Below are 20822 nucleotides of genomic sequence, written 5' to 3' on the forward strand. Positions count from 1 at the left end.
ACTGTTTGTTAACCACGAGGGCCCTTAATCCGTCTCGATATTTCGTGGAATTGTTGGCAATCGCCGCCGAGCGCCGGTCCTGCTTCATGCCCCCCTCTCCTGACCAGCCGCTTCGCATCCTGCACGCCGTGCGAGCACCTGTCGGCGGCATCTTCCGCCACATCCTCGACGTTGCCAACGGCCAAGTCGACCGCGGGCACCATGTCGGCATCCTCGCCGACAGCCTCACCGGCGGCGAACGCGCCGACAAGGCGCTTGCCGAACTCGCGCCGCGGCTGAAGCTCGGCGTGCATCGCCTGGCGATCCGCCGCGAACCCTCGCTCGAAGACGTCCTGGTGTGGCTGCGCATACGCCGACTGATCGCGGAGGTCAAACCCGACGTCATGCACGGCCACGGCGCCAAGGCCGGCGCCTTCATCCGCATGCGGCGGCGCTCCGACGACACCATCCGCATCTACACGCCGCATGGCGGCTCGCTGCATTATCCTCTCAACACCTTCAAGGGCGAGTTCTACGCGCGGCTCGAGCGCGCGCTGATGGATTCGACGGACCTGTTCCTGTTCGAAAGCGCCTTCGCCCGCGACACCTATCAACGCATCGTCGGCACGCCCAAGGGCGTGGTACATTGCGTCTTCAACGGCGTCACGCGTGAGGAGTTCGAGCCCGTCGTCACCGCCGACGATGCCACCGACCTCTGCTATGTCGGCGAATTCAGGCGCATCAAGGGCGCGGATCTCCTGGTCGATGCCGTGGCGCGCCTGCACGAGGGCGGCAAGAAGGTCACGCTGACGCTTGGCGGCGACGGCGAGGAAACGGCGACACTGAAGGCGCAGGTCGAGAAGCTCGGCCTGTCCAACGCAGTCCGCTTCATCGGTCACGTCAAGGCGCGCCACGGCTTTTCCAAGGGACGGCTCCTCGTCGTCCCCTCGCGCGGCGATTCCATGCCCTATGTCGTCATCGAGGCGGGCGCTGCCGGCATTCCCATGATCGCATCGCGCATCGGCGGCATTCCCGAGATCTTCGGGGCGGAGAGCCCGGCCCTGTTCGCGCCGAGCAATTCCGAGGCCATGGCCGAGGCGATCGCGGCCGCGCTCGACGATCCGCAGACGACGATCCAGCGCGCAGTCACGCTGCGCGAACGCATCTCGGCGCATTTCTCGCAAGCCGCGATGGTCGACGGCGTGCTCGCCGGCTATCGCGACGCATTTGCCAATCATTAACCATCCTTAAGCCCGCTTTAGAGAATCTTCCGATTTGTTGGATAATCGGAGACGCAGGGGATGCTTGCCCCGGCGCGCAAAGCCGCGCCGCGGGTCGTGGAATGGACGTGGACGCTCGTGGAACCGCTCAACGCTCGCTCGATGCTCGAAGCCGCGGCCAGCGCCGCGGCAAGGCCTGCTGACCAGCCGTTCGTCGAGCGCCGCCGCAGGCTCTCGCCAGCCGCCCTTGACGTCGTCAACGAGAAGGTCGCCCGCGCCTATTCGCCGATCGTCATCGCCGGCTTCGTACGCCTGGCCGACTTCGCGCTGCTGAGCATCGTCGGTATCGCGGTCTATTTCGGCTATGTCATGCCGCTCGCCGGTGCGTTCAGCTGGATCTATCCTGCGGAAGTCATTGCGGTCGCGATCGCCGCCGTCGTCTGCTTCCAGGCCGCCGACATCTATCAGGTGCAACTGTTCCGCGGTCAGCTTCGGCAGATGACGCGGATGATCTCGTCCTGGTCTTTCGTCTTCCTGCTGTTCATCGGCATCTCCTTCTTCGCCAAATACGGCAGCGAAATCTCGCGGCTGTGGCTTGCCGCCTTCTACTCTCTCGGGCTCGCTGCGCTGACCAGCGAGCGCCTGATGCTGCGCTCGCTGGTGCGGAGGTGGGCGCGCGAGGGCCGCCTCGACCGCCGGACCATCATCGTCGGCTCCGACCGCAACGGCGAGCAGCTGGTCGAGGCGCTGAAGGCGCAGGAGGATTCCGACATCCACGTGCTGGGCGTGTTCGATGACCGCAACGACAGCCGCGCGCTCGACACCTGCGCCGGCGCGCGCAAGCTCGGCAAGGTCGACGACATCGTCGAGTTCGCCCGCCGCACCCGCGTCGACCTCGTGCTGTTCGCGTTGCCGATCTCGGCTGAGACGCGTATTCTCGAGATGCTGAAGAAGCTCTGGGTGCTGCCGGTCGACATTCGTCTGTCCGCACACACCAACAAGCTGCGCTTCCGTCCCCGCTCCTATTCCTATCTCGGCAAGGTACCGACGCTGGACGTGTTCGAGGCGCCGATCACCGACTGGGACCTGGTGATGAAGTGGCTGTTCGATCGCGTGGTCGGCAGCCTTGCGCTGCTCGCGGCCCTGCCGGTAATGGGACTGGTGGCCCTGGCAGTGAAGCTCGACAGTCCCGGTCCCGTGCTGTTCCGTCAGAAGCGTTTCGGCTTCAACAACGAGCGCATCGACGTCTACAAGTTCCGCTCGATGTACCACCATGAGGCAGATCCGACCGCCTCGAAAGTCGTGACCAAGAATGATCGGCGCGTCACCCGCGTCGGCCGCTTCATCCGCAAGACCAGCCTCGACGAGCTGCCGCAGCTCTTCAACGTGGTTTTCGCCGGCAACCTCTCCCTGGTCGGCCCACGACCGCATGCGGTGCAGGGCAAGCTCCAGAGCCGCCTGTTCGACGAGGCCGTCGACGGCTATTTCGCCCGCCATCGCGTCAAGCCCGGCATCACCGGCTGGGCCCAGATCAACGGCTGGCGCGGTGAGATCGACAATGAAGAGAAGATCCAGAAGCGCGTCGAGTTCGACCTCTATTACATCGAGAACTGGTCGGTGCTGTTCGACCTCGTCATTCTCCTGAAGACGCCGATCTCGCTGCTGACCAAGAACGAGAACGCGTATTGAGGCTTCCGTGATGCCCCGCGAAAGCGGGGCGTCCAGTACGCCGAGACGCCGAGGCTGAACCTCGCTGCCGCGGAGCACTGGACCGCCCGTTCAGGCCGGGCGATGACAGCTGTGTTTGTGGTGTACCAGTTGCGTAAGGGTATGAGCGTGTGATGACGTATGCGGCGACAGCCGGGGAGATGAATGCAGCGGTCCGTGCTGCGCCCGGCGTGCTGGCGCTGCAGCGCGCGCTGATGTGGCTGGTCGGCGCCTCCGGTGCGATCGTATTCATCGAGCCGAGCCCGTACGAGATCGCGACGCTGCTCGCGACCGTCACATTCTTCGCCACCGGCCTGCGGCTGAAGCTCGTTCTGATGCCGCTGGTCGCGCTGCTGGTCCTGCTCAATGTCGGCTACACCATCAGCGCGATCCCGCTGTTCGAGCAGTCCGAGGTCATGAGCTGGATCGCGACCTCTTGGTACATGGCGGTGACGGTGGTGTTTTTCGCCATGGTCACGTCGGAAGACACGGCGGCCCGGCTCGACATGCTGCGCCGCGGGCTCGTGGTCGGCGCGATGGTCGCCTCGCTCCTGGCGGTCGCCGGCTATTTCCACCTCGTGCCCGGCGGCAACGACCTGCTCACGCTCTACGGACGCGCGCGCGGCACCTTCAAGGACCCGAACGTGCTCGGCGCCTTCCTGATCCTGCCGGCGCTGTTCTCGCTCCAGAGCGTGGTTTCGGACAAGGTGGCCAAGGCGTTCCGCAACGTCATCGCCTTCGGCATCATGTCGCTGGCGATCCTGCTCGCGTTCTCGCGCGCCGCCTGGGGTGGCCTGGTGCTGACCTCCGCCTTCATGCTGGCACTGATGGTGCTGACCAGCCGCACCAACGCGCAGCGCTCGCGCATCATCGTCATGGCGATCGTCGCTGCGGTGCTGGGGCTGGCGCTGATCGCGGTGCTGCTGTCGTTCGATTCCACTGCCGAGATGTTCAAGCAGCGCGCGAGCTTCGACCAGAGCTACGACGAAGGCCGGTTCGGCCGTTTCGGCCGCCACATCCTCGGCGCCGAGATGGCGCTGGATCTGCCCTTCGGCATCGGTCCCCTGCAATTCCACCGCTTCTTCCCCGAGGACACCCACAATTCCTATCTCAACGCCTTCATGTCGGGCGGCTGGCTGTCCGGCGTGTGCTATCCCGCGCTGGTCTTCACCACCGTCATCATGGGCTTCCGGCACATCTTCGTCCGTGTGCCCTGGCAGCGCGCCTACCTCGCGATCTTCTCGGCCTTCGTCGGCACCGTCGGCGAAAGCTTCGTGATCGACACCGACCACTGGCGACACTTCTGGATGATGCTGGGCGCGATGTGGGGCATGATCGCGGCCGCACAGCTCTACAAGGCTAATGCTGGCGAGGACGCGTCTTCAGCTTGAGTTCGGGCCGCTTCTCCGGCGGCGTGTCGAGCAGGCCCTTCAAGGCTTCTGTTGCCGCGAGCACCCCCTTGTAGGCCTCGTTGGCGAACCGCAGCAGCAGCCGCAATTCCTCGTCTGAATAGCCGTTGCAGACATTCTCCATCGCCTGCTGCATTGGCACATAGTATTGACCGAGGCCGGCGATCGCCTCTGGCACGACCGCGATGAAGACCTTGCGGCGGTCCTTCTCGTCCCGCTCGCGGCGCACCAGGCCGGCCTTCTCGAGCCGGTCGATCACCCCCGTGATGGCGCCGGTTGTGAGGCCCGTGACCTCGGCGAGCCTGCCTGCGGTGACGCGCCCTTCGAGATAGAGGATGTCCATGCATTCGAGATCGGAATTGGCAATTCCGGCAACGTTGGCAACGGTTTGCCCATAGAGCACGCCCTGCGCGGACGATCGGCGCATCGCCTCTTCGAGATCCTGCAGCAGCGCAGCGCGCACCTTCGTCCTTGACAAGGCCGACCTCATATCTTAGTCGATATATATCTTAGTCACTAAGAGATTTAGCGACCGTAATTTCTCCTAGCACCACGGAAACGTCGGGAGCAAGCCATGTCCTATCGTCCCCGCAAGGCCCTGATCATCGGCGCCGGCATCGCCGGACCGGTGGCTGCGATCCTGCTGCGCCGCGCCGGCATCGACTCCGCAATCTACGAGGCCTGGCCTTATTCGAAGGGCATCGGCGGCGGCCTTCAGATCGCGCCGAACGGCATGCATGTGATGGACGAGATCGGGCTGGCGAACGAGTTGATCAGCCGCGGCTCGGTCGCGGACTCCTTTGACTTCTATTCGCAAGGGGGCGCGAAGCTCGGCTCGATCAACCGCGACATGGCACGGCGCTTCGGCCAGCCGGCCGTCAACGTCTGCCGTGCGACCCTGAACGAGATCCTGATCGACAAGGCCTGGTGCGCCTGTGTCTCGCTTTATTTCGAGAAGCGCCTGATCAAGATCGAGGACCGCGGCGACCAGCCGATCATCGCCTATTTCGCCGATGGCACCACCGCCGAAGGCGACTTCCTGATCGGCGCCGACGGCGTCCACTCGGTGACGCGCCGCCAGGTGGTGCCGGACGGGCCGCAACCCTTCAACACCGGACTGATCGGCTTCGGCGGCTTCGTGCCTCACGCCGTCCTCGCCGGAAGATCGATCGGCCGGCACGTCGAGACCACGTTCGGCCAGAGCGGCTTCTTTGGCTACGGCTATTGCAGCCCGGATCCGAACGACGGCGTGATGTGGTGGAGCACGCAGCCCGCACACGGCATGGACGCAGCGATGTTCCGCGCGCTCGACCCCGCGACGCTGAAACAGCATCTGCGCGACTTCCACCGCGGCTGGCACGATCCGATTCCCGATATCATCGAAGCAGCCGAGAACATCGTGGTCACCGACATGCTCGATGTCGCGACCCTGCCGACGTGGTCGCGCAAGCGTTCGCTGCTGATCGGCGACGCTGCGCACGCGACCAGCCCCCATGCCGGCCAGGGCGCCTCGCTCGCGCTGGAGGATGCGATGCGGCTCGTCCGCCTGATGCAGGAGGGACAGGAGCTCGGCGCCACCTTCCAGGCCTTCGAGGCCGAGCGGCGCCCGCGCACCGAGAAGATCGTCGCCATGGCGCGCCGCAACGGCAACAGCAAGCGCGAGTTCAGCGCTCCCGGCGCCTGGGTCCGCAATCAGATGCTGAAATGGCTGCTGCCGCTCGGGGCAAAAGGCATGGAGTTCATGTACGCATATGACGCGCGGGCGGTGTGACTCTTCTCCCTCTCCCCGCTTGCGGGGAAAGGCGAGGAGCTAGCCCTCCACCTCGAACCTCAGCCCCGCGTTGTCCCGCAGCCGCTTGATCAGCCGGTGCTGCATCGCTGCGCCCGGCGTCCAGAGACCGGCCGGAACGTCAGGCGCGTCGTGCAGCAGGCAGACCGCGCATTCCGAGATGATCTTCGCCGTCGACGCATAGCCCGGATCGAGGTCGCCCTTCACCGCCGCGCGAACCTGACGGCCATCGGGCGCGATCGCGACATAGAGCAGGTCGTAATGACCATTCTCGCGCTCCTCCTTCGACGGTCCCTCGCCCGGCTTGAGCGCTTCAGGGCCGGTCTTCTCGCTGTTGGCGGCCATGACGCGCCTGGCATTGGCCTGCCCGTCGTCCCCCGCTCCCGTCAGCACCATCTCGTCGTAGACGAAATCCCGGCCGTACGGGAATCCCATCAGCATGTTGGAGCGATGGACGTTGCGCGTGTTGAGCGTCGCCATCGCGAACGGCGCGGACCAGGATTGCAGGTCGTCCTCGAAGATCGGCTTTTTGCCGCGCGGCTGCTTGGGTCCCTCGAAGCCCGGCGTGAAGGCAAACGGGTCCTTGAGGATCGAGACCAGGCTGAGGTCCTGCGCAACTGCCTCGAAGGTGACCCTTGCACTCGCCGAGGTGCCGCCGGAGAACTTCCAGCTGATGTCGCGAACGCGCCCCTTGACGCGCGGCGCCGCAGCGCCGAACACGCGCTTGGCTTCTTCCTGCACGAAGAACGCACCGAGCTCGAACGGCACGGAATCGAAACCGCAGGAGAACATGATGCGGGCGCCACTCGCCTTGGCTGCGGCCTCATGCCTGTCGATCATCTGTTTCAGCCAGATCGGCTCGCCGCACAGATCCATGTAGTCGGTGCCCGACGCAACGCAGGCCGCAAGCAGATCGGTCCCATAAAGCTGGTACGGACCAACGGTGGTGATGACCAGCTTCGCCTGATCGACCATCGCGCGCAACGATGCGGGATCGGCTGCGTCCGCAGCGATGAGCGGCGTGTCCTCGGGCGCGCCGATCGCGTCACGAACCGAAGCGAGCTTGTCTTTGCTGCGCCCCGCCATGGCCCAGGTCGGCGCGCCGTCGCCAACATAATGCGCGGCGAGATACTCGGCGATGAGCTGGCCGGTGTATCCGGTTGAACCGTAGACGACGATGTCGAACTTCGCGGGCACGGATCACGCTTCCTGCAGCACCCTGGACTTCAGGCTTCCACCTTGAATGTCAGCCCCGCATGATCCTGCAGCCGCTTGATCAGCCTGTGCTGCATCGCTGCGCCCGGCGTCCAGAAGCCGGCCGGAACCTCCGTCGCCTCGCGCAGCAGGCAGATCGCGCATTCGGAGATCATCTTCGAGGTCGAGCCGTAGCCGGGATCGCGGTCGCCGGTGACGCCGGCGCGGACCATGCGGCCGTCAGGTGCGATCGCGACGTAGAGCAGATTGAACAGGCCGTTCTCACGCTCCTCCTTCGAGGGCCCCTCGCCCGGCTTCGGCGCGTTCGGACCGGTCTTCTCGGCATTGGCGGCCATCACGCGCTTGGCGTTGGTTTCACCCTTCTCGCCGGGGCCGGTCAGAACCATCTCGTCGTAGACGAAGTCCTGGCCGTAGGGAAAGCCCATCAGCATGTTGGAGCGATGGACGTTGCGCGTGTTGATCAGCGCCATCATGAACGGCGCGGCCCAGGATTGCAGGTCCTCCTCGAGCACCGGCCTGTTGCCCTTCGGCTGCTTCGGACCGGTGAAGCCCGGCGTCAACGCGAACGGATCGTTCAGGATCGCGATCAGGCTGGTGTCCTTAGCGACGGCGTCGAAAGTCGCCTTCGCGCTCGCCGCGGTGCCGCCGGAGAGCGTACCGCGCATGTCGCGCACACGGCCCTTGACGCGCGCCGCGGGTGCGCCGAACACGCGCTTGGCCTCTTCCTGCACGAAGAAAGTACCAAGCTCGAACGGCACGGAATCGAAGCCGCAGGAGAACACGATGCGCGCGCCGCTCTGTTTCGCAGCCGCCTCGTACTTGTCGATCATCTGCCGCATCCAGATCGGCTCGCCGCAGAGGTCGAAATAATCCACACCCGCAGCGACGCAGGCCGCGAGCAGCCCCTCGCCGTAGACCTGATACGGACCAACCGTCGTGATCACCGACCTGGTTTGTCCCACCATCGCCTTCAGCGACGCAGCATCCGACGCGTCCGCCACGATCAGCGGCGTCTCCGCGGGCGCACCGATTGCATCGCGCACCGATTTCAGCTTGTCGAGGCTGCGGCCCGCCATCGCCCATTTCAGCGCTTTGTCGTCGTTGTAATGCGCCGCCAGATATTCGGCGACGAGCTGGCCGGTGAAACCGGTCGCACCGTAGACGACGATGTCGAATTTCGCTGAGCTCATGATCGGCCTTTACTTTTTCGCGTAACTCACGCCCATGCCGGCACGGACGTCACTTTGAATGCCATAGGGCGGGATCGGATAGCGCAGGCCGTTCCTGGCCAGCGCCTTCATGCCCTGAACCGCCTTGGCGAGATGCGAAGGTTTCAGGGCCATCAGCATCTCCTCGTCCGGCACGCCGCCATAGCGCCGTTCGGCATAACATGGCAAGGACAGGCTGGGCTCCCCGGTCTTAAGCGCGCGCCCCCAGGAATCGGCGCAGGCGGTCTCGCCGACCACGCCCCATTCGAACTTCTTGTAGCCGGTATATTGCAGCCCGTTGATCAGGATGATCATTTGCCCGGGCGTTGCATAGACGAGGCAGATGTCGGGCGGATCGAGCCGGCCGCTCGCGAGCGGACTGACGACGAGCGCCTGATATTGTCCGAACGGCACGACGTCCAGCGCCTCCTGGCGCTTGCGCGCGTCCTCAGCCGTGCCATGCCAGACCCCGACATAATTCTCACCGGCCAGCCATTTCTCGTCCTGCGGCGCAAGCCCGATCACTGCACGGCACTGGCTGCCTACGAGATCATCGGCGGTGATGCCGACGGTCCAGCCCAGCCGCGCGGCCATGCTGACGATCTGGTCGGTGGTGTGGATCGCATTCGGCCGCCGTATCTTCGGGATCGCCTCCATCTCTGCGACGCTCGCGAACAGCTTCATGCCGATCACGTTCGTCTTCAGCCGCAGCAGGCTGTTCAGATCGGCGACGAGGCCGGCAAGGTCGATGCTGTCTGCATTGTGCTGTTGCATGGCGTCCTCCGGACCGGCGATTGCACGCCGCGTATTCTAATTTTGCAGCCTCGTTCTAGTCCTTGGCGGGTCCCGGAAGCAACTCGGCGGTCCTGCCCATCAGGCGGTAGGCGGTAAGACCGATCCACTCGCGCACCGCAACTTCGGTTCGGCCCAAGCCGTCCGCACCCATGTTGGTAAAAGAAAACAGATCGTCGCGTCCGCCCATCCGCCAGTCCACCGGATAGGCCTCGACGTTAAATCCGGCCGCGCGGAAGATGCCCATAGATCGCGGCATGTGGAAGGCCGACGTCACCAGGAGCCAACGCTCGCCCGGCTTCGGCATGACCAGCTGTTTCGTGAAGATCGCATTCTCCCAGGTGTTGCGCGAATTGCGCTCGAGGATCAGGCGCTCCTTCGGTATGCCGAGATTCTCCAGGATCGGCGCGGAATAGTCGGCTTCCCTGGCGTCGGTGGAGACCAGGTTTGCGCTCCCCCCAGTAAACACGATGCGCGCATTCGGATAGCGGCGCGCGAGCTCGGCCGGCGCGAACAGACGATCGGCGGCGTGCGCGACGACAGGCGTGCGATGCGCCGCCGACAGATCGGTGTCGACCGAGCCGCCGAGCACGATGATGCCGTCGGGCGCGCCGCGCGCGGCGTCCCACGCCGGAAAGCGCGATTCAAGCGGATAGATCAGAAGATTGCCGAGCGGCGAGAACGCCGCCAGCGCCAGCAGCACCAGCGTGGTCACGGCCAGCTTGCGGCCGAGCGCGGCAAAGCGCGTCGCCATCAGCAGCAGCGAGACAATACCGAGCTCGACCAGAAGGTTGATCGGCAAGAGCGCGGTGCCGATGGTCTTGGACAGAACGAAAAACAGGGGAGCCTCGCTGGGATGATCTGGCCGGTCTGCGCAGGGCTTGACCTGCCCGGCGATCTTCAGAAATCTTCTTGGAAGAGGATCGATCGCCGGGTCAAGCCCGGCCTGATGAAAGCGACCGGACGCGACACATGGCCCATCACCACCTGCATTCCAGCCCCAGGACCTGCCATTGGGGCTTCTTCGAAGCCGCGCTCAAGCCGGTCCTCACCATCGCCAGCGGCGATGAGGTGACGGTCGATACCATCAGCGGCGGACCGGACATGCTGCCCGACCGCGACAAGTTTCACATTCCGCCTGAGATGTACGAGGTTCATGCCAACAACGAGCGCATGCTGCCCGGCCACATCCTCACCGGGCCGATCGCGGTCGAAGGCGCCTCGCCCGGCGACGTGCTCGCGGTCGAGATCCTCGACGTCCAGCTTCGGCAGGATTGGGGCTGGAACATGATCAAGCCGCTGTCCGGCACGCTGCCCGATGATTTCCACGAGACCCGCATCCTGAACATCCCGCTCGACCGGACACGGATGGTCGGCCGCATGCCGTGGGGCCTCGACCTGCCGCTCAAGCCGTTCTTCGGCGTGATGGGCGTGTCGCCGCCGCCCAGCTGGGGCCGAATCTCCTCGCTGATCCCGCGCGCGATGGGCGGCAATCTCGACAACAAGGAGCTGGGTGCCGGTGCGACGCTCTATTTGCCGGTGTTCGTGCCGGGCGCGATGTTCTCCTGCGGCGACGGCCACGGCGTGCAAGGTGACGGCGAGGTCTGCGTCACCGCGATCGAGACCGCGCTGCAGGGCCGCTTCCGCCTGACGCTGCGCAAGGACCTCAAGTTCGGCTATCCCCGCGCCGAAACGCCGACCCATTACATCACGATGGCGATGGACCCCGATCTCGACCAGTGCGTCGTGCGCGCGCTGCGGGACATGATCGCGCTGCTCGGCGAGACCCGAAATCTGTCGCGCGAAGATGCCTACACGCTGTGCAGCCTGGCCGCCGATCTCAGGGTGACCCAGACCGTCAACGGCGCCAAAGGCATCCATTGCATGATCGAAAAGGCGATCGTGCACGGCTAAGCCGGGCCACCTCTTCCTGACCTGTTGAAGTCCCGCGCCGCCCGGTTTGCCGCGCGGCGCGCTGAGTCGTGGGTGATTTCGCGTGCGATTCCAACATGCTGAGCGTCACACACAACTCGCATTTGACTTCCGCCCCTGAACCTAAATAGAGTCTTAATCGTTACTTTTATGTACCCGAGTAAGAGGCTAGCGTTCGGCCATGGCCACCGAAAAAGCCGAGACTGACCGCATTCCCGTAACCTTGGCGCTCTCGACCATCACCTACCTGGAGAAGCTGGTGAGACAGGGCACCCACGGCACCAGCGTTCCCGGCGTCGCACGGACCTTGATCGAGGAAGGCATCCGTCTCGCCATCAAGGACGGGCTTTTGTCGATTCGCGACAATGGCAGGACGTGAGCGCGCGCCGAACGTGAGGCGGACGGATCTCGGGAGGCGGATGGCCGACATCTGCAACCTGGGACCGTTTACAAATGCCTGTTCTCTCACCCACCTGGACCGACGAACGAATTGAACTTCTGAAGCAGCACTTCGAGGCCGGCCTCTCCTGCCGCGAGATCGCCGCCGACATCGGCGTCAGCCGCAACGCGGTGATCGGCAAGCTGTCCCGTCTCAATCTGACGCGTGGCCGGATCAACGAGGATCGCAAGGTTCAGGACAGAGGCTTTGCGCGGGCGCGAAGGGCGGTGCCGCGGCTGCAATACGAGATGCTCGCGACGATCTACGGCGACACCGACGCCCCCGCGGCCGCAGGTCCCATCGACGATGCCAATCGCTGCTCGTTGCTGGAGCTGGCGGAGAACCGCTGCCGCTGGCCGATCTCGACGCCCGGCGCCGAGGATTTCTGCTTCTGCGGCAACTCCGCGCCCGACGGTCAGCCCTATTGCGCCGGCCACAGCCGCCTCGCCTACCGGCCGACCGCGCGCGCCCGTGTGCTGCGCGGCTGAAACCCGCACATGAAAAACCTCCGGCGGGGCATCGCCGGAGGTTCCTGGAGGCTTAGCGTGAAGCTAAGAGCCGCAACTTTCGTATTTGGCTGAGAGCTATATAGCTTAGTAACTCAGGTAAGTAAATTAATCTGAGGCGTTTGAATCGCATGGCTCGTCTTCGTCCGATGCAACGGGCATTCGGTGATCCGAAAACCCGACAAAAAAGCCCCGGCGGTGTCCCGCCGGGGCTTGCGTCGAATCGAAGGATTTCGAGGCCTTACCAGTTGCGCTGGGCGCGCAGCAGCAGGCTGTAGGTGTCCTGATCCTTCAGCTCATAGGTCGCCGCCGGCTTGGCGACGCCCGTCAGCGCTCCGGTCGTGATCGCGCCCGAATACTTCTGATCGAGGTGGCTGTAGGTGAAGTCAGCCGAGAAGGTCAGGTTCTTCACCGGCGTCCAGCGGGTGATGACGCCGACCTGGCCGATGTTGAAGTCCGGGTTGCAGGTGCCGGTCAGGGTGGCGAACGCGGCGCTGCCGCAGATCAGGCCCTTCGCGGTGCCGCTGTAGTTGACCGCAGCCCACGCGCCGTAGAGCGCCGTGTTCCAGTACGGGCTCCAATTGTGGGTGTAGGCACCGCGGAAGCCGTAGGTCTTGGTCAGCTCGAGCTGGCCGCCCGGACCGAACACCGCGTCGGACACGCCGGCGAAGCCGATGCTCTGATACGCGGCGTTCGAGCTGCCGAACATCGAGTAGCTGGTCGCAGCCAGCTCCTGGAAGTTGTAGCGGCTCCCGCCCTCGGTGTAGACGCCCGAGATGTTGATCACGTCGCCTGCGCCGGTCGGGATGTTCTTGATGCCCAAGGCGAGCTGAACGGCCCAGCCCCACTTGTCCTCGGGATGACCGGTGGCTTCGGTCGCACCGTAATAGGCGACATGGTTGTCGTGTGCGGCGACCGACGCCTGGAACAGGCCCCAGGCCTGGTCGACGCGAACCATAGCAACGAGATCGGGCGAGCGGGTGCCGCCGAGGTCGTTGGAGCCATAGGCGCCGCCGAGCACGCCGGTGGTGGACATGCCGGCCGTGTTCCAGATGTTGGTCTGGAATACCTGGGTCTGATCCTGCGCCGAGAACGAAGCCGTCACGCCCTGGCCGAAATCGGCGGTGTAGGTGAACTGGGTCACGCCGTTGGTGGAGCCGCTGCCGCCGACGAGCTGGTCGAAATTGTTGCCGGGATAGTTGATCCAGGGCGCGTCGAACTGCGACACGGCCTTACCCATGGTGAAGCCGGCGAACTGGATGAAGGCGTAGTAGACGCCGAGCGCGCCGCCCGAGAGGTTGCCGTCGGTGCCGTTGATGTTGCCGCCGCTCGAGCCGGTGAGGCCGGTGCCGGCCGCGTTGAGGCCGATCGTGCCGCTGTACTGGGTCGCACCCGTCCCCGAGCCGGTCCCGCCATAGCTGCCGGTCGTCCAGGTGAAGACCGCATCGAAATAGGTGCGGACCACGCCGTACTCGGTCGCGGTGCGCGTATCGATGTTGAGGTCTTCACGCGCGCGCATCGAGTAGTAGTTGGTCAGACGGTTGTTGGCCGCGAACACGCCGTTGTACTGGGCGCTGTAATTGCCGCCGGCATTGAGCGCCACTTCGGCACGCAGATAGCCGCCGAGCTTGATGCAGGTGTCGCTGCCCGGGATGTAGTAGAAGCCCGCGCCGTAGAGCGTGCAGATCTTGACATACTCGACCGCTTTGGCCTTGACCGGAAGATCGGCCGCCTGGGCTCCACCGACGGCGATCAGACCCGCCGCAGTGCCGAGCAAAAGGCTCTTCACCACTTTCATTAAAACCTCCAAGTTGCTCCTTTACGGAGACCGGACCGTGAGGCCCCCCAAGATCTCCGTCTCTCAAATCCGCTCGGCCGCTTTCGGACACTCCGGCTTTCGACGCCGAGAACGTGAGCGAACCACCTGCAACGGGACGATCGAGTACCCCCCACCGTCGCCGAGCACTATGCCTGCGTCGTTCCGTAATCAAAATAGTTTATTAGATCAGCTTTTCGGTTTTGCTAAACCTGTGCCCCGCGCGCAACACCGGGGACCGGCCAATCGCTGAGCTGATCATCTTTGTAGTTTTCGTGACAAAATTATCCTGCTCTGCACTTGCGTCAGAGCAGGCTTGCGTGGACTATGACCTGCCACGAACATCGGCCCGAACAATCGGTTCACTGGAGAGTGACGCTGTGTCCGCGACGAGGAAAGAAGGGGCGCGCCTGCGCTCGATCGGCAATCTGGATATCATCAGGCGCTTCACCTGGGAGATATCGTCGATCAACATGTATCTGGAGGAGCTGCGTCAGTTCTGGGCGAAGACGCTAGGCATCAGTGGCCCGCAATGGCTGATCCTGATGGCCATCTCCGACCTCGACAAGGACGACGGCGTCCCGGTCAACGTCGTCTCCAAGCTCCTGCACGTGGATCCGTCCTTCGTCACCACCCAGTCCAAGCTGCTCGAAAAGAAGGGCCTGCTGCGCCGGCGTCCCTCCCCGACCGACGCCCGCGTGGTGCGGTTGTCGCTGGTCGAGAAGACGCAGAAGCACATCGCAAGCCTCAACGAGCAGTACAAGACGATCCGCGAGTTCGTCTTCCAGGAGTTCGACGAGGACGAGCTGACGGAATTTACCGCCAAGCTCGCGACATTGAAGAACCGCCTCGAGAAGGCCTGTGTCCGGATCTCGCTGGATTTCTAAAGCATGATCCGGAAAAGTGCGCAGCGGTTTTCCAAAGAGATCATGCTTAAACAACAACCTAAAGCGCGATGACGATTCACCGCAATCGCATCGCGCTTTAGGCCCTAAGACGACGCTCAGATCCGCAGATTGCCAGCGCCGAGCCGCGATTCGAGCCAGTCGAAGATGTATTCGTTGGCAAGGCTCGGATTGTCCGCATGGGCCTGTGCCGCGCCGGTCTCGGCGGCCGTGAACACCTTCAACTCGATTTCCGAGCTGACGAGCCGGGAGCTCTGGACGATCTGACGCGCGCGGTCGGCCTTGAGCCAGCCGTCCTCGCCGAGTGTGATCAGCACCGGGCATTCGGCGCTGGAGGCCATCAGCGGCGCATGCGGCACCGGCACGATGCTAACGTCGCTCAGCGCGAATCGGCTGGCAAAGAAGGCCCGCTCGTGCAGGTCCCACAGGCCGCCGTCGCAGACGGCGGCGGCAAGCCGCGGCTCCTGCAACACCGCGCGTGCCACGAAGGAAGAGCCCCAACCATCGGCGATGATCCCGACCCGCGCGAAATCGACGTCGCTGCGCGTCTCCAGATAGTCCATGACGCTGGGAATCGCGCTCTCGAGATCGCTCCGCCGCAACAGCGCGTCGATATAATCGTCGCGCTGGTCGCCGAACAGGTCCAGCGCCAGCATCGAGAATCCACGTTCGCGCGCATGCGGCACGAGCTTGAACAGAAACTCCTCCTTGCGGTGGCCGGGTTCGCCGATGCAGATCACGGTCGGCGCCCGTCCGCTCGCCGCGGGGAGGAAGTAACCCTGCAGCGCATGTCCCTCGAGCCAGGGAATCCTTACGACTTCGCCGGCCGGGCTGCGCGCCGAAAGATAGCGGCGCGCGCATTCCTGCATCGCGAGCACCGCGACCCAGCGGCGCTCGTCGTCCTGCTCGAGCGGCATCGCCGCCGCGCCATAGTAGTTCATGGCGCGAAGCCAATTGCGCTGTGCGCTCGCCATGTGGCCTTCCGCGAAGGCGGCCTCGGCGCGCTGCCGATTGGCTTGCGCCAGCCGCTTCCACTCGCGATGCCATGAGCGGTCGTCACCCCGCTTCAGCTGCCGCGCGATCATCAGGCATTCAGCGATGGTGGCGCCGCCCTCCTGGGCCGCGGTGAGCAGCCGCGTGAATTCAGCAGAAATGTCCTCTCGCTCCGGGCAAAGGATCCAGTCGTCAGAGAGGCATGCAGGCATCATCGGGAGCTACGCTCTATCGTCGCGTTATCGCTGATTGAGTAAACTATTTCAGTTGCTCAACCAAGGCGTCGCGCGTGGCATTACAGACCTTTGAGATCAACATCGCTTGAACGAATGGTCACGCCGCATGCGTGACATTCCAATTCGGCATGAGGGCCCGGACATTGGCAAGAGGTGGCACGCAATATCAGCCGTGCACCTCTTGTCATGATGATTATCATACTTAGATACGCGCGCTCGCCGGCCATCTCGGCCCAGCGATCTCAACCGAGCCGCCAGCCGACCTCCTGTGCGAAACTTTCGTAGAAGGCTCGGTCATAGGCCTGCTCCGGCGTGGTGCGCACGCGCTCGTCGAGACGCTTGGCGTCCTCGCCGACGAGAATGCGCCATCGCTCCGCCTTCACCCCGTCGAGGATGATCTTGGCGGCCTGCGCCGCGGTCGTCGGCGCATCCTCCAGGAAGCTGCGGGCGCGTTCGGCGAACGCCGCCTGGATGTCCTCGTCCGACATCTTGTCGGCGTCCGGCACGCCGGCCGCGACCATGCGCTTGCGCGTCAGCGCGACCTCGTCGGCGTTGAGTCGCTCCGATCCATCGGCGCTCTGCACCTTGCGCGAGTTGGAGACGATCGAGGTGCCGATGTGGCCGGGCATCACCACCGAGCATTTGACGTGCGGCGCGTGCAGGCGGAGATCGTTGATCAGCGCTTCGGTAAATCCCTTCACCGCGAACTTCGCCGAGCTGTAGGCGGTGTGCGCCTGGTTCATGCCGATCGAGGCCCAGAAGCCGTTGACGCTCGCGGTGTTGACGATGTGGGCCTCGTCCGCCGCCACCAGCATCGGCAGGAAGGTACGCACGCCGAGATAGACGCCGCCCCAGCAGATGTTGAAGGTGCGCTCCCACTGCTCGCGCGTGTTGGTGAACAGGCTGCCGCCGCCGCCGATGCCGGCATTGTTGAACAACAGATGGATCTTGTCGGTCTTCTGCTGCTCGGCGAGCTCGTCACGGAAGCGCTTCAGATGATCCTCGATCGCGACGTCGGCGACATGGGTCGTGACGCGCAGCCCTTGCGGCAACTTCTCGGTCTCGCACAGCCGCCTGGTCTCGGCCATGGCGGCTTCCGAGACGTCGCACATCGCGACGTTGCAGCCTTCGGCCACGAGCTGCCGCGCGAGCTCGCGCCCCATTCCCGTGCCGCCGCCGGTGATGACTGCGATCTTTCCTGCGAAATCCTTCATGGGACTTTCGGCCCCTCCCTTGTCGGTATGTTTCTTCGTCGCCGCGCCGCTCTCGGGCGCGCGCGAAATGTAGCAGCGCCGCATCCGCAAATGAAAGCGGATCGGCGATGTCATCTTCGGCAGCGATTATTTCGGCGCGCGGACTATCGGCTTCTCATGCGGTCCGTGTACTTCAGAAAGCCTCGCCCGCGGCACATCCTTCGAGACGCCCGCCGCTGGCGGGCCCTCAGGATGAGGACGGAGTCTGCGGCCGCCGTTTTCGCGAGCACCGATGCCCAATAGCCTCATCCTGAGGGACCGCTGAAAGCGGTCGTCTCGAAGGACGAGGCGCTTGCTCCGTCGCCGCCGGGAAGCACGTGCACTAGCCCGCCTATGCAAGCGAGCGCTCGCGACGCTGCCGCCACAGCCGGGCATAACCGGTCCGGTTCCCGTATTTGTCCGGCTTCGGTTTATGGGCAAATTTTTTACAATCCGAATCGCCAAATGGACCCCGGACGCTGGGTCGAGTCGGCCAGGCCAGCGTGTTGTTTGCGTGTCACAGGCTCTGGCACTCCGCTTGCATCCTCTTCGTGGTCTGCAACTACCGATGAGGTGACAGGAATGTTCGTGACCGTCGTAGCCGTGCTCTGCCGGCTTAGCGCAGCTAGCTCAGGCAGTTGCGTCGAGGAAATCGTGACCGACAGCAACATGACGCCCGAGATTTCGATGATGCAGTGCGCGGTCGGCGCACAGGCCCCGCTGGCGAAATGGATGGGCGAGCATCCGATCTATCACGCCAATTGGCGCCTGGATCGGTTCAAATGCGTGCCCGGTCACTACGAGATCAAGGGCCACGCCTGAAGGCCCGCAAAACTACTGGTACATCGACCACGGATAGAAGACGACGAGGAAACGCCCCGGAGGCCGCCTCCGACGGGCCGCACAGCGCCAGTCCGATCAGACGGCCGTCTTGTGACGACGGTCACATTCCCTAACCCACTGCCCGCAAAATGATCGCCCGCGCGCGCCGCCCCTCCGGCGTCGGCATCAGCGCGTAATTGTGTGGCTGGTCACGCATCAGATGCAGCTCCACCGGCACGCCCACCGCTCTCGCCCGCTCCGCGAGATCGACGCTGTCGGGGTAGAGCAGATCGCGCGTGCCCGAAAAGATCGTCATCGGCGCGAGGAAACGGAAGGCGCCATTGAGCGGGCTGACGAAGGGATGGCCAATGTCGAGCGCGCCGGCATAAAGCCGCCCGGCCTCGACGATACCAGGAATGTCCTGGATCGGATCGCGCTTTGCGATCTCGATCTGCTCCGGACGGCCGACCGATGCATCGGCCGCCGGCGAGATCAGCACCAGCCGGTTCGGCTGCCGGTGGCCGCGGTCGCGCAGCCATTGGCACGCGGCGAGCGCAAGCCCCGCGCCGGCCGAATTGCCGACCACCGTGACCTTTGCCGGCTCGGCATCCTCCAGCAACATGCGCAGCAGCTCGCCCGTCGCCGGCACGACGTCCTTGGCCGTCGCCCGCGGCGCCAGCGGATAGATCGGCACAACGCAGCACACGCGCGCCTTGCGGGTCATCTGGCCAATGAAGCGCCAATGCGCCGGCACGATCTCGTTGATGTAACCGCCGCCATGCAGGAACATGACGTAGTTGCAGCCTTCATGACCCGACGACGGCGCGGTGTAGTACACCGGCCATCCGCCCATCTTGGTCAGCGTCGCCTCGACATCGCGGCCGAGCCCCTTAGGCTCGAACGAGGCCGGCTGCAAGGCGAGCTTCTGCACATGCGCCTGCACGGCTTCTGCTGATGCAAGCTGCTGCTTGTAGGGAAGAAGGCGCAGCAGCAGGTTGAAGGCACGGCTTTGCAGGCTTGGTGCGGGATCGCGTGGCGCCCGCGCGCCGAATACGCAGCCGCCTGGACAGAATTGAAAGGCCGACACAAGTCTTGCAACGCTCATCGCCACATCCCCATCCGGCTGTTTCGACCCCGGCGACGAAGAGGGTTGCCGACCCGCCGCCACTTGCCGCTATAATGTGAGCATTCACTCGCTTTTCCTACTCGCATTCAGATCACAAGACCGTGGCCCGCAAACCGCCCACAACACCCCGGAAAAATGCCTCGCAGGAGCGATCCCGCGCGACGGTGGACGCGCTGGTCGAGGCAACTGCTCGCATTCTGGTCAAGGAAGGCTTTGAGAAGGCGAGCACAAACCGCATCGCGGAGGTCGCCGGCGTCAGCGTCGGCTCGCTCTATCAATATTTTCCGAGCAAGGAGGCGCTCGTCGCCGCCGTGATCGATCGTCACAACGAGGAGATCATGGCCATCGTCCGCACGACGCTGAGAGAAGTCGCCGACCTCCCAATCGAGAAAGCCGTGCGCAAACTCGTCACCGTCGCGATCGATGCTCACCGTATCAGCCCGAAACTCCATCGGGTGCTCGCCGAGCAGATCCCGCGCACCGGCCAGCTCAAGGACGTCGAAGCCTTCAACCGCGAGGTCCAGACCCTGGTGCGCACCTATCTCGAAAGCCGCCGCAAGGAGATGCGCAAGATCGACCTCGATGTCGCGACCTTCATCTGCGTCAGCGCGATCGAGTCGGTCGCGCACAACACCGTGCTGCACGGCGCCGAGATGCTGTCGGAGAAGATGGTGAAGGTGCTGGTGGAGGAGACGACAAGGATGGTGGTGGGGTATTTGAGGTAGTGATGCTTGACTACCTAGATGCCTGACTACCTAAATTGGTAACAGTGCACTTATTTGGACGAGGCAGCGTCCAGCACTGTCACCGCAATTTAGAATCTCTCTCCCTTCGGGTTAAGCATCAAGGGCTGTTGCTCTCGGCCTATCTCTGGAGGGAGAAAGTTTCCCTTGGAAGGGGTGAGGAGTTGGTCATTCTTGGATTAATGCCTTAGGAACCACACAATGAAGCCAACCACCAGAAGGAGAGCAATTCCCGGGGCGTAGAACTCGATCGACTGCTTGCGACGAATTTCCCGAAGATCATCGGCCATCTGCCTAGCAACGGGAGGATCTTCAGGCCGATATGCTCCGGCCGTGAGTTCCGGCAACGCACCTTTGGCCGCAGCCTCCAATTCTAAAATCCGCTGCCACTTCGGCTTCTTCAGAGGTGGCGGCTCGTTCTTAGAAGGTGACGTTTCGATCGTTTGAGTATCCTCCGGCCAGATACCGCCTATCTTTCCCAACGCAGCTTTCACTGCATCCTCAGCAATCGCCGTCATTGCCGGACTTTGCTGTATATCAACCAGTGTGGCCACAAGCCGACCGTAGCGTTCCTTGTCGAGATAAATATCAGCCATCAGAATCCCAGTCGCATTCGTGCGAACGAAGTGCCACGGTTCAAAGTCATTCCGCAACTCAGTCAAAGGGCTACGGTGACGGTGCACTCATTTGGATCTAGGCAAAGCCCCGCAACACTATAGGAGGGTGCGCAAGGATCGACTGAATGCCCGCAGT

The 20822-nt window shown here is 63.9% G+C and carries 20 protein-coding genes; 10 read left to right on the forward strand and 10 right to left on the reverse strand.

Annotated elements, in window-relative coordinates; translation table 11 throughout:
* Positions 1 to 86: 86 nt before the first annotated feature.
* From X268_RS17275 to X268_RS17285, 3 genes are all read left to right on the forward strand, one after another.
* Positions 87 to 1220, forward strand: a complete 1134-nt coding sequence (locus X268_RS17275) for a glycosyltransferase family 4 protein (protein WP_128929299.1) — start codon at positions 87 to 89, stop codon at positions 1218 to 1220.
* Between the two features lie 117 nt (positions 1221 to 1337).
* A complete protein-coding gene (locus X268_RS17280; protein WP_164938149.1) occupies positions 1338 to 2888 on the forward strand; it encodes an undecaprenyl-phosphate glucose phosphotransferase in 1551 nt (516 codons plus the stop codon).
* 152 nt (positions 2889 to 3040) lie between these two features.
* Positions 3041 to 4297, forward strand: a complete 1257-nt coding sequence (locus X268_RS17285; protein WP_164937779.1) for an O-antigen ligase family protein — start codon at positions 3041 to 3043, stop codon at positions 4295 to 4297.
* Here the strand turns inward: X268_RS17285 and X268_RS17290 are convergent.
* Entirely contained in the window at positions 4266 to 4742 is a 477-nt protein-coding gene (locus X268_RS17290) for a MarR family winged helix-turn-helix transcriptional regulator (protein WP_164938150.1), read from the reverse strand. The genes X268_RS17285 and X268_RS17290 overlap by 32 nt on opposite strands.
* 147 nt (positions 4743 to 4889) lie before the next feature.
* Between X268_RS17290 and X268_RS17295 the strand changes: the two genes are divergently transcribed.
* Positions 4890 to 6086: an FAD-dependent monooxygenase gene (locus tag X268_RS17295; RefSeq protein WP_128926058.1), complete on the forward strand. Its 1197-nt coding sequence runs from the start codon at positions 4890 to 4892 to the stop codon at positions 6084 to 6086.
* Positions 6087 to 6125: 39 nt separating this feature from the next.
* On the opposite strand, the gene X268_RS17300 is transcribed toward X268_RS17295, so the two are convergent.
* Genes X268_RS17300 through X268_RS17315 form a run of 4 tightly spaced genes read right to left on the reverse strand, consistent with a single transcriptional unit; the run spans position 6126 to position 10160 of the window.
* Positions 6126 to 7301: a saccharopine dehydrogenase family protein gene (locus X268_RS17300; RefSeq protein WP_128926059.1), complete on the reverse strand. Its 1176-nt coding sequence runs from the start codon at positions 7299 to 7301 to the stop codon at positions 6126 to 6128.
* A 29-nt stretch (positions 7302 to 7330) separates the two neighbouring features.
* Complete coding sequence (locus tag X268_RS17305) at positions 7331 to 8509, reverse strand: saccharopine dehydrogenase family protein (protein ID WP_128926060.1); 1179 nt, start codon at positions 8507 to 8509, stop codon at positions 7331 to 7333.
* Between the two features lie 9 nt (positions 8510 to 8518).
* Entirely contained in the window at positions 8519 to 9301 is a 783-nt protein-coding gene (locus X268_RS17310; RefSeq protein ID WP_128926061.1) for a DUF169 domain-containing protein, read from the reverse strand.
* A gap of 55 nt (positions 9302 to 9356) precedes the next feature.
* Positions 9357 to 10160, reverse strand: coding sequence for a YdcF family protein (locus X268_RS17315; protein WP_208764464.1), 804 nt, complete (start codon positions 10158 to 10160; stop codon positions 9357 to 9359).
* 131 nt (positions 10161 to 10291) lie between these two features.
* Here X268_RS17315 and X268_RS17320 point away from each other — a divergent pair, with 131 nt between their 5' ends.
* The 3 genes from X268_RS17320 (at position 10292) to X268_RS17330 (ending at position 12178) form a co-directional block, all read left to right on the forward strand.
* A complete protein-coding gene (locus tag X268_RS17320; protein ID WP_128926063.1) occupies positions 10292 to 11233 on the forward strand; it encodes an acetamidase/formamidase family protein in 942 nt (313 codons plus the stop codon).
* 199 nt (positions 11234 to 11432) lie between these two features.
* Positions 11433 to 11630 carry a hypothetical protein gene (locus tag X268_RS17325; protein WP_007603456.1) on the forward strand — a complete coding sequence of 66 codons (198 nt, stop codon included), beginning with the start codon at positions 11433 to 11435 and terminating at the stop codon, positions 11628 to 11630.
* 74 nt (positions 11631 to 11704) lie between these two features.
* Positions 11705 to 12178 (forward strand): GcrA family cell cycle regulator, encoded by a 474-nt coding sequence (locus tag X268_RS17330; protein ID WP_128926064.1) that lies wholly within the window; start codon positions 11705 to 11707, stop codon positions 12176 to 12178.
* Positions 12179 to 12437: 259 nt separating this feature from the next.
* Here X268_RS17330 and X268_RS17335 read toward each other — a convergent pair whose 3' ends face one another.
* The gene (locus tag X268_RS17335; RefSeq protein WP_128926065.1) at positions 12438 to 13994 is read right to left on the reverse strand and encodes a porin; all 1557 of its coding nucleotides are present in this window, start codon (positions 13992 to 13994) and stop codon (positions 12438 to 12440) included.
* 398 nt (positions 13995 to 14392) lie between these two features.
* On the opposite strand from X268_RS17335, the gene X268_RS17340 reads away from it, so the two are divergent.
* Entirely contained in the window at positions 14393 to 14899 is a 507-nt protein-coding gene (locus tag X268_RS17340) for a MarR family winged helix-turn-helix transcriptional regulator (RefSeq protein WP_128926066.1), read from the forward strand.
* Positions 14900 to 15015: 116 nt separating this feature from the next.
* Here X268_RS17340 and X268_RS17345 read toward each other — a convergent pair whose 3' ends face one another.
* Together X268_RS17345 and X268_RS17350 are read right to left on the reverse strand one after the other, a co-directional pair.
* The gene (locus tag X268_RS17345) at positions 15016 to 16125 is read right to left on the reverse strand and encodes an alpha/beta hydrolase family protein (RefSeq protein ID WP_128926067.1); all 1110 of its coding nucleotides are present in this window, start codon (positions 16123 to 16125) and stop codon (positions 15016 to 15018) included.
* Between the two features lie 263 nt (positions 16126 to 16388).
* The gene (locus tag X268_RS17350) at positions 16389 to 17360 is read right to left on the reverse strand and encodes an SDR family NAD(P)-dependent oxidoreductase (RefSeq protein ID WP_128926068.1); all 972 of its coding nucleotides are present in this window, start codon (positions 17358 to 17360) and stop codon (positions 16389 to 16391) included.
* A 672-nt stretch (positions 17361 to 18032) separates the two neighbouring features.
* Here X268_RS17350 and X268_RS17355 point away from each other — a divergent pair.
* The gene (locus X268_RS17355; RefSeq protein WP_245477533.1) at positions 18033 to 18200 is read left to right on the forward strand and encodes a hypothetical protein; all 168 of its coding nucleotides are present in this window, start codon (positions 18033 to 18035) and stop codon (positions 18198 to 18200) included.
* Positions 18201 to 18330: 130 nt separating this feature from the next.
* On the opposite strand, the gene X268_RS17360 is transcribed toward X268_RS17355, so the two are convergent.
* Complete coding sequence (locus X268_RS17360; RefSeq protein ID WP_128926070.1) at positions 18331 to 19305, reverse strand: alpha/beta fold hydrolase; 975 nt, start codon at positions 19303 to 19305, stop codon at positions 18331 to 18333.
* Positions 19306 to 19490: 185 nt separating this feature from the next.
* Here X268_RS17360 and X268_RS17365 point away from each other — a divergent pair, with 185 nt between their 5' ends.
* The gene (locus X268_RS17365; RefSeq protein WP_245477535.1) at positions 19491 to 20051 is read left to right on the forward strand and encodes a TetR/AcrR family transcriptional regulator; all 561 of its coding nucleotides are present in this window, start codon (positions 19491 to 19493) and stop codon (positions 20049 to 20051) included.
* A 197-nt stretch (positions 20052 to 20248) separates the two neighbouring features.
* Here X268_RS17365 and X268_RS17370 read toward each other — a convergent pair whose 3' ends face one another.
* Complete coding sequence (locus X268_RS17370) at positions 20249 to 20665, reverse strand: hypothetical protein (RefSeq protein ID WP_128926072.1); 417 nt, start codon at positions 20663 to 20665, stop codon at positions 20249 to 20251.
* Positions 20666 to 20822: the final 157 nt, after the last annotated feature.

Origin of the sequence: Bradyrhizobium guangxiense, assembly GCF_004114915.1 — a bacterium.
GTDB lineage: Bacteria > Pseudomonadota > Alphaproteobacteria > Rhizobiales > Xanthobacteraceae > Bradyrhizobium > Bradyrhizobium guangxiense.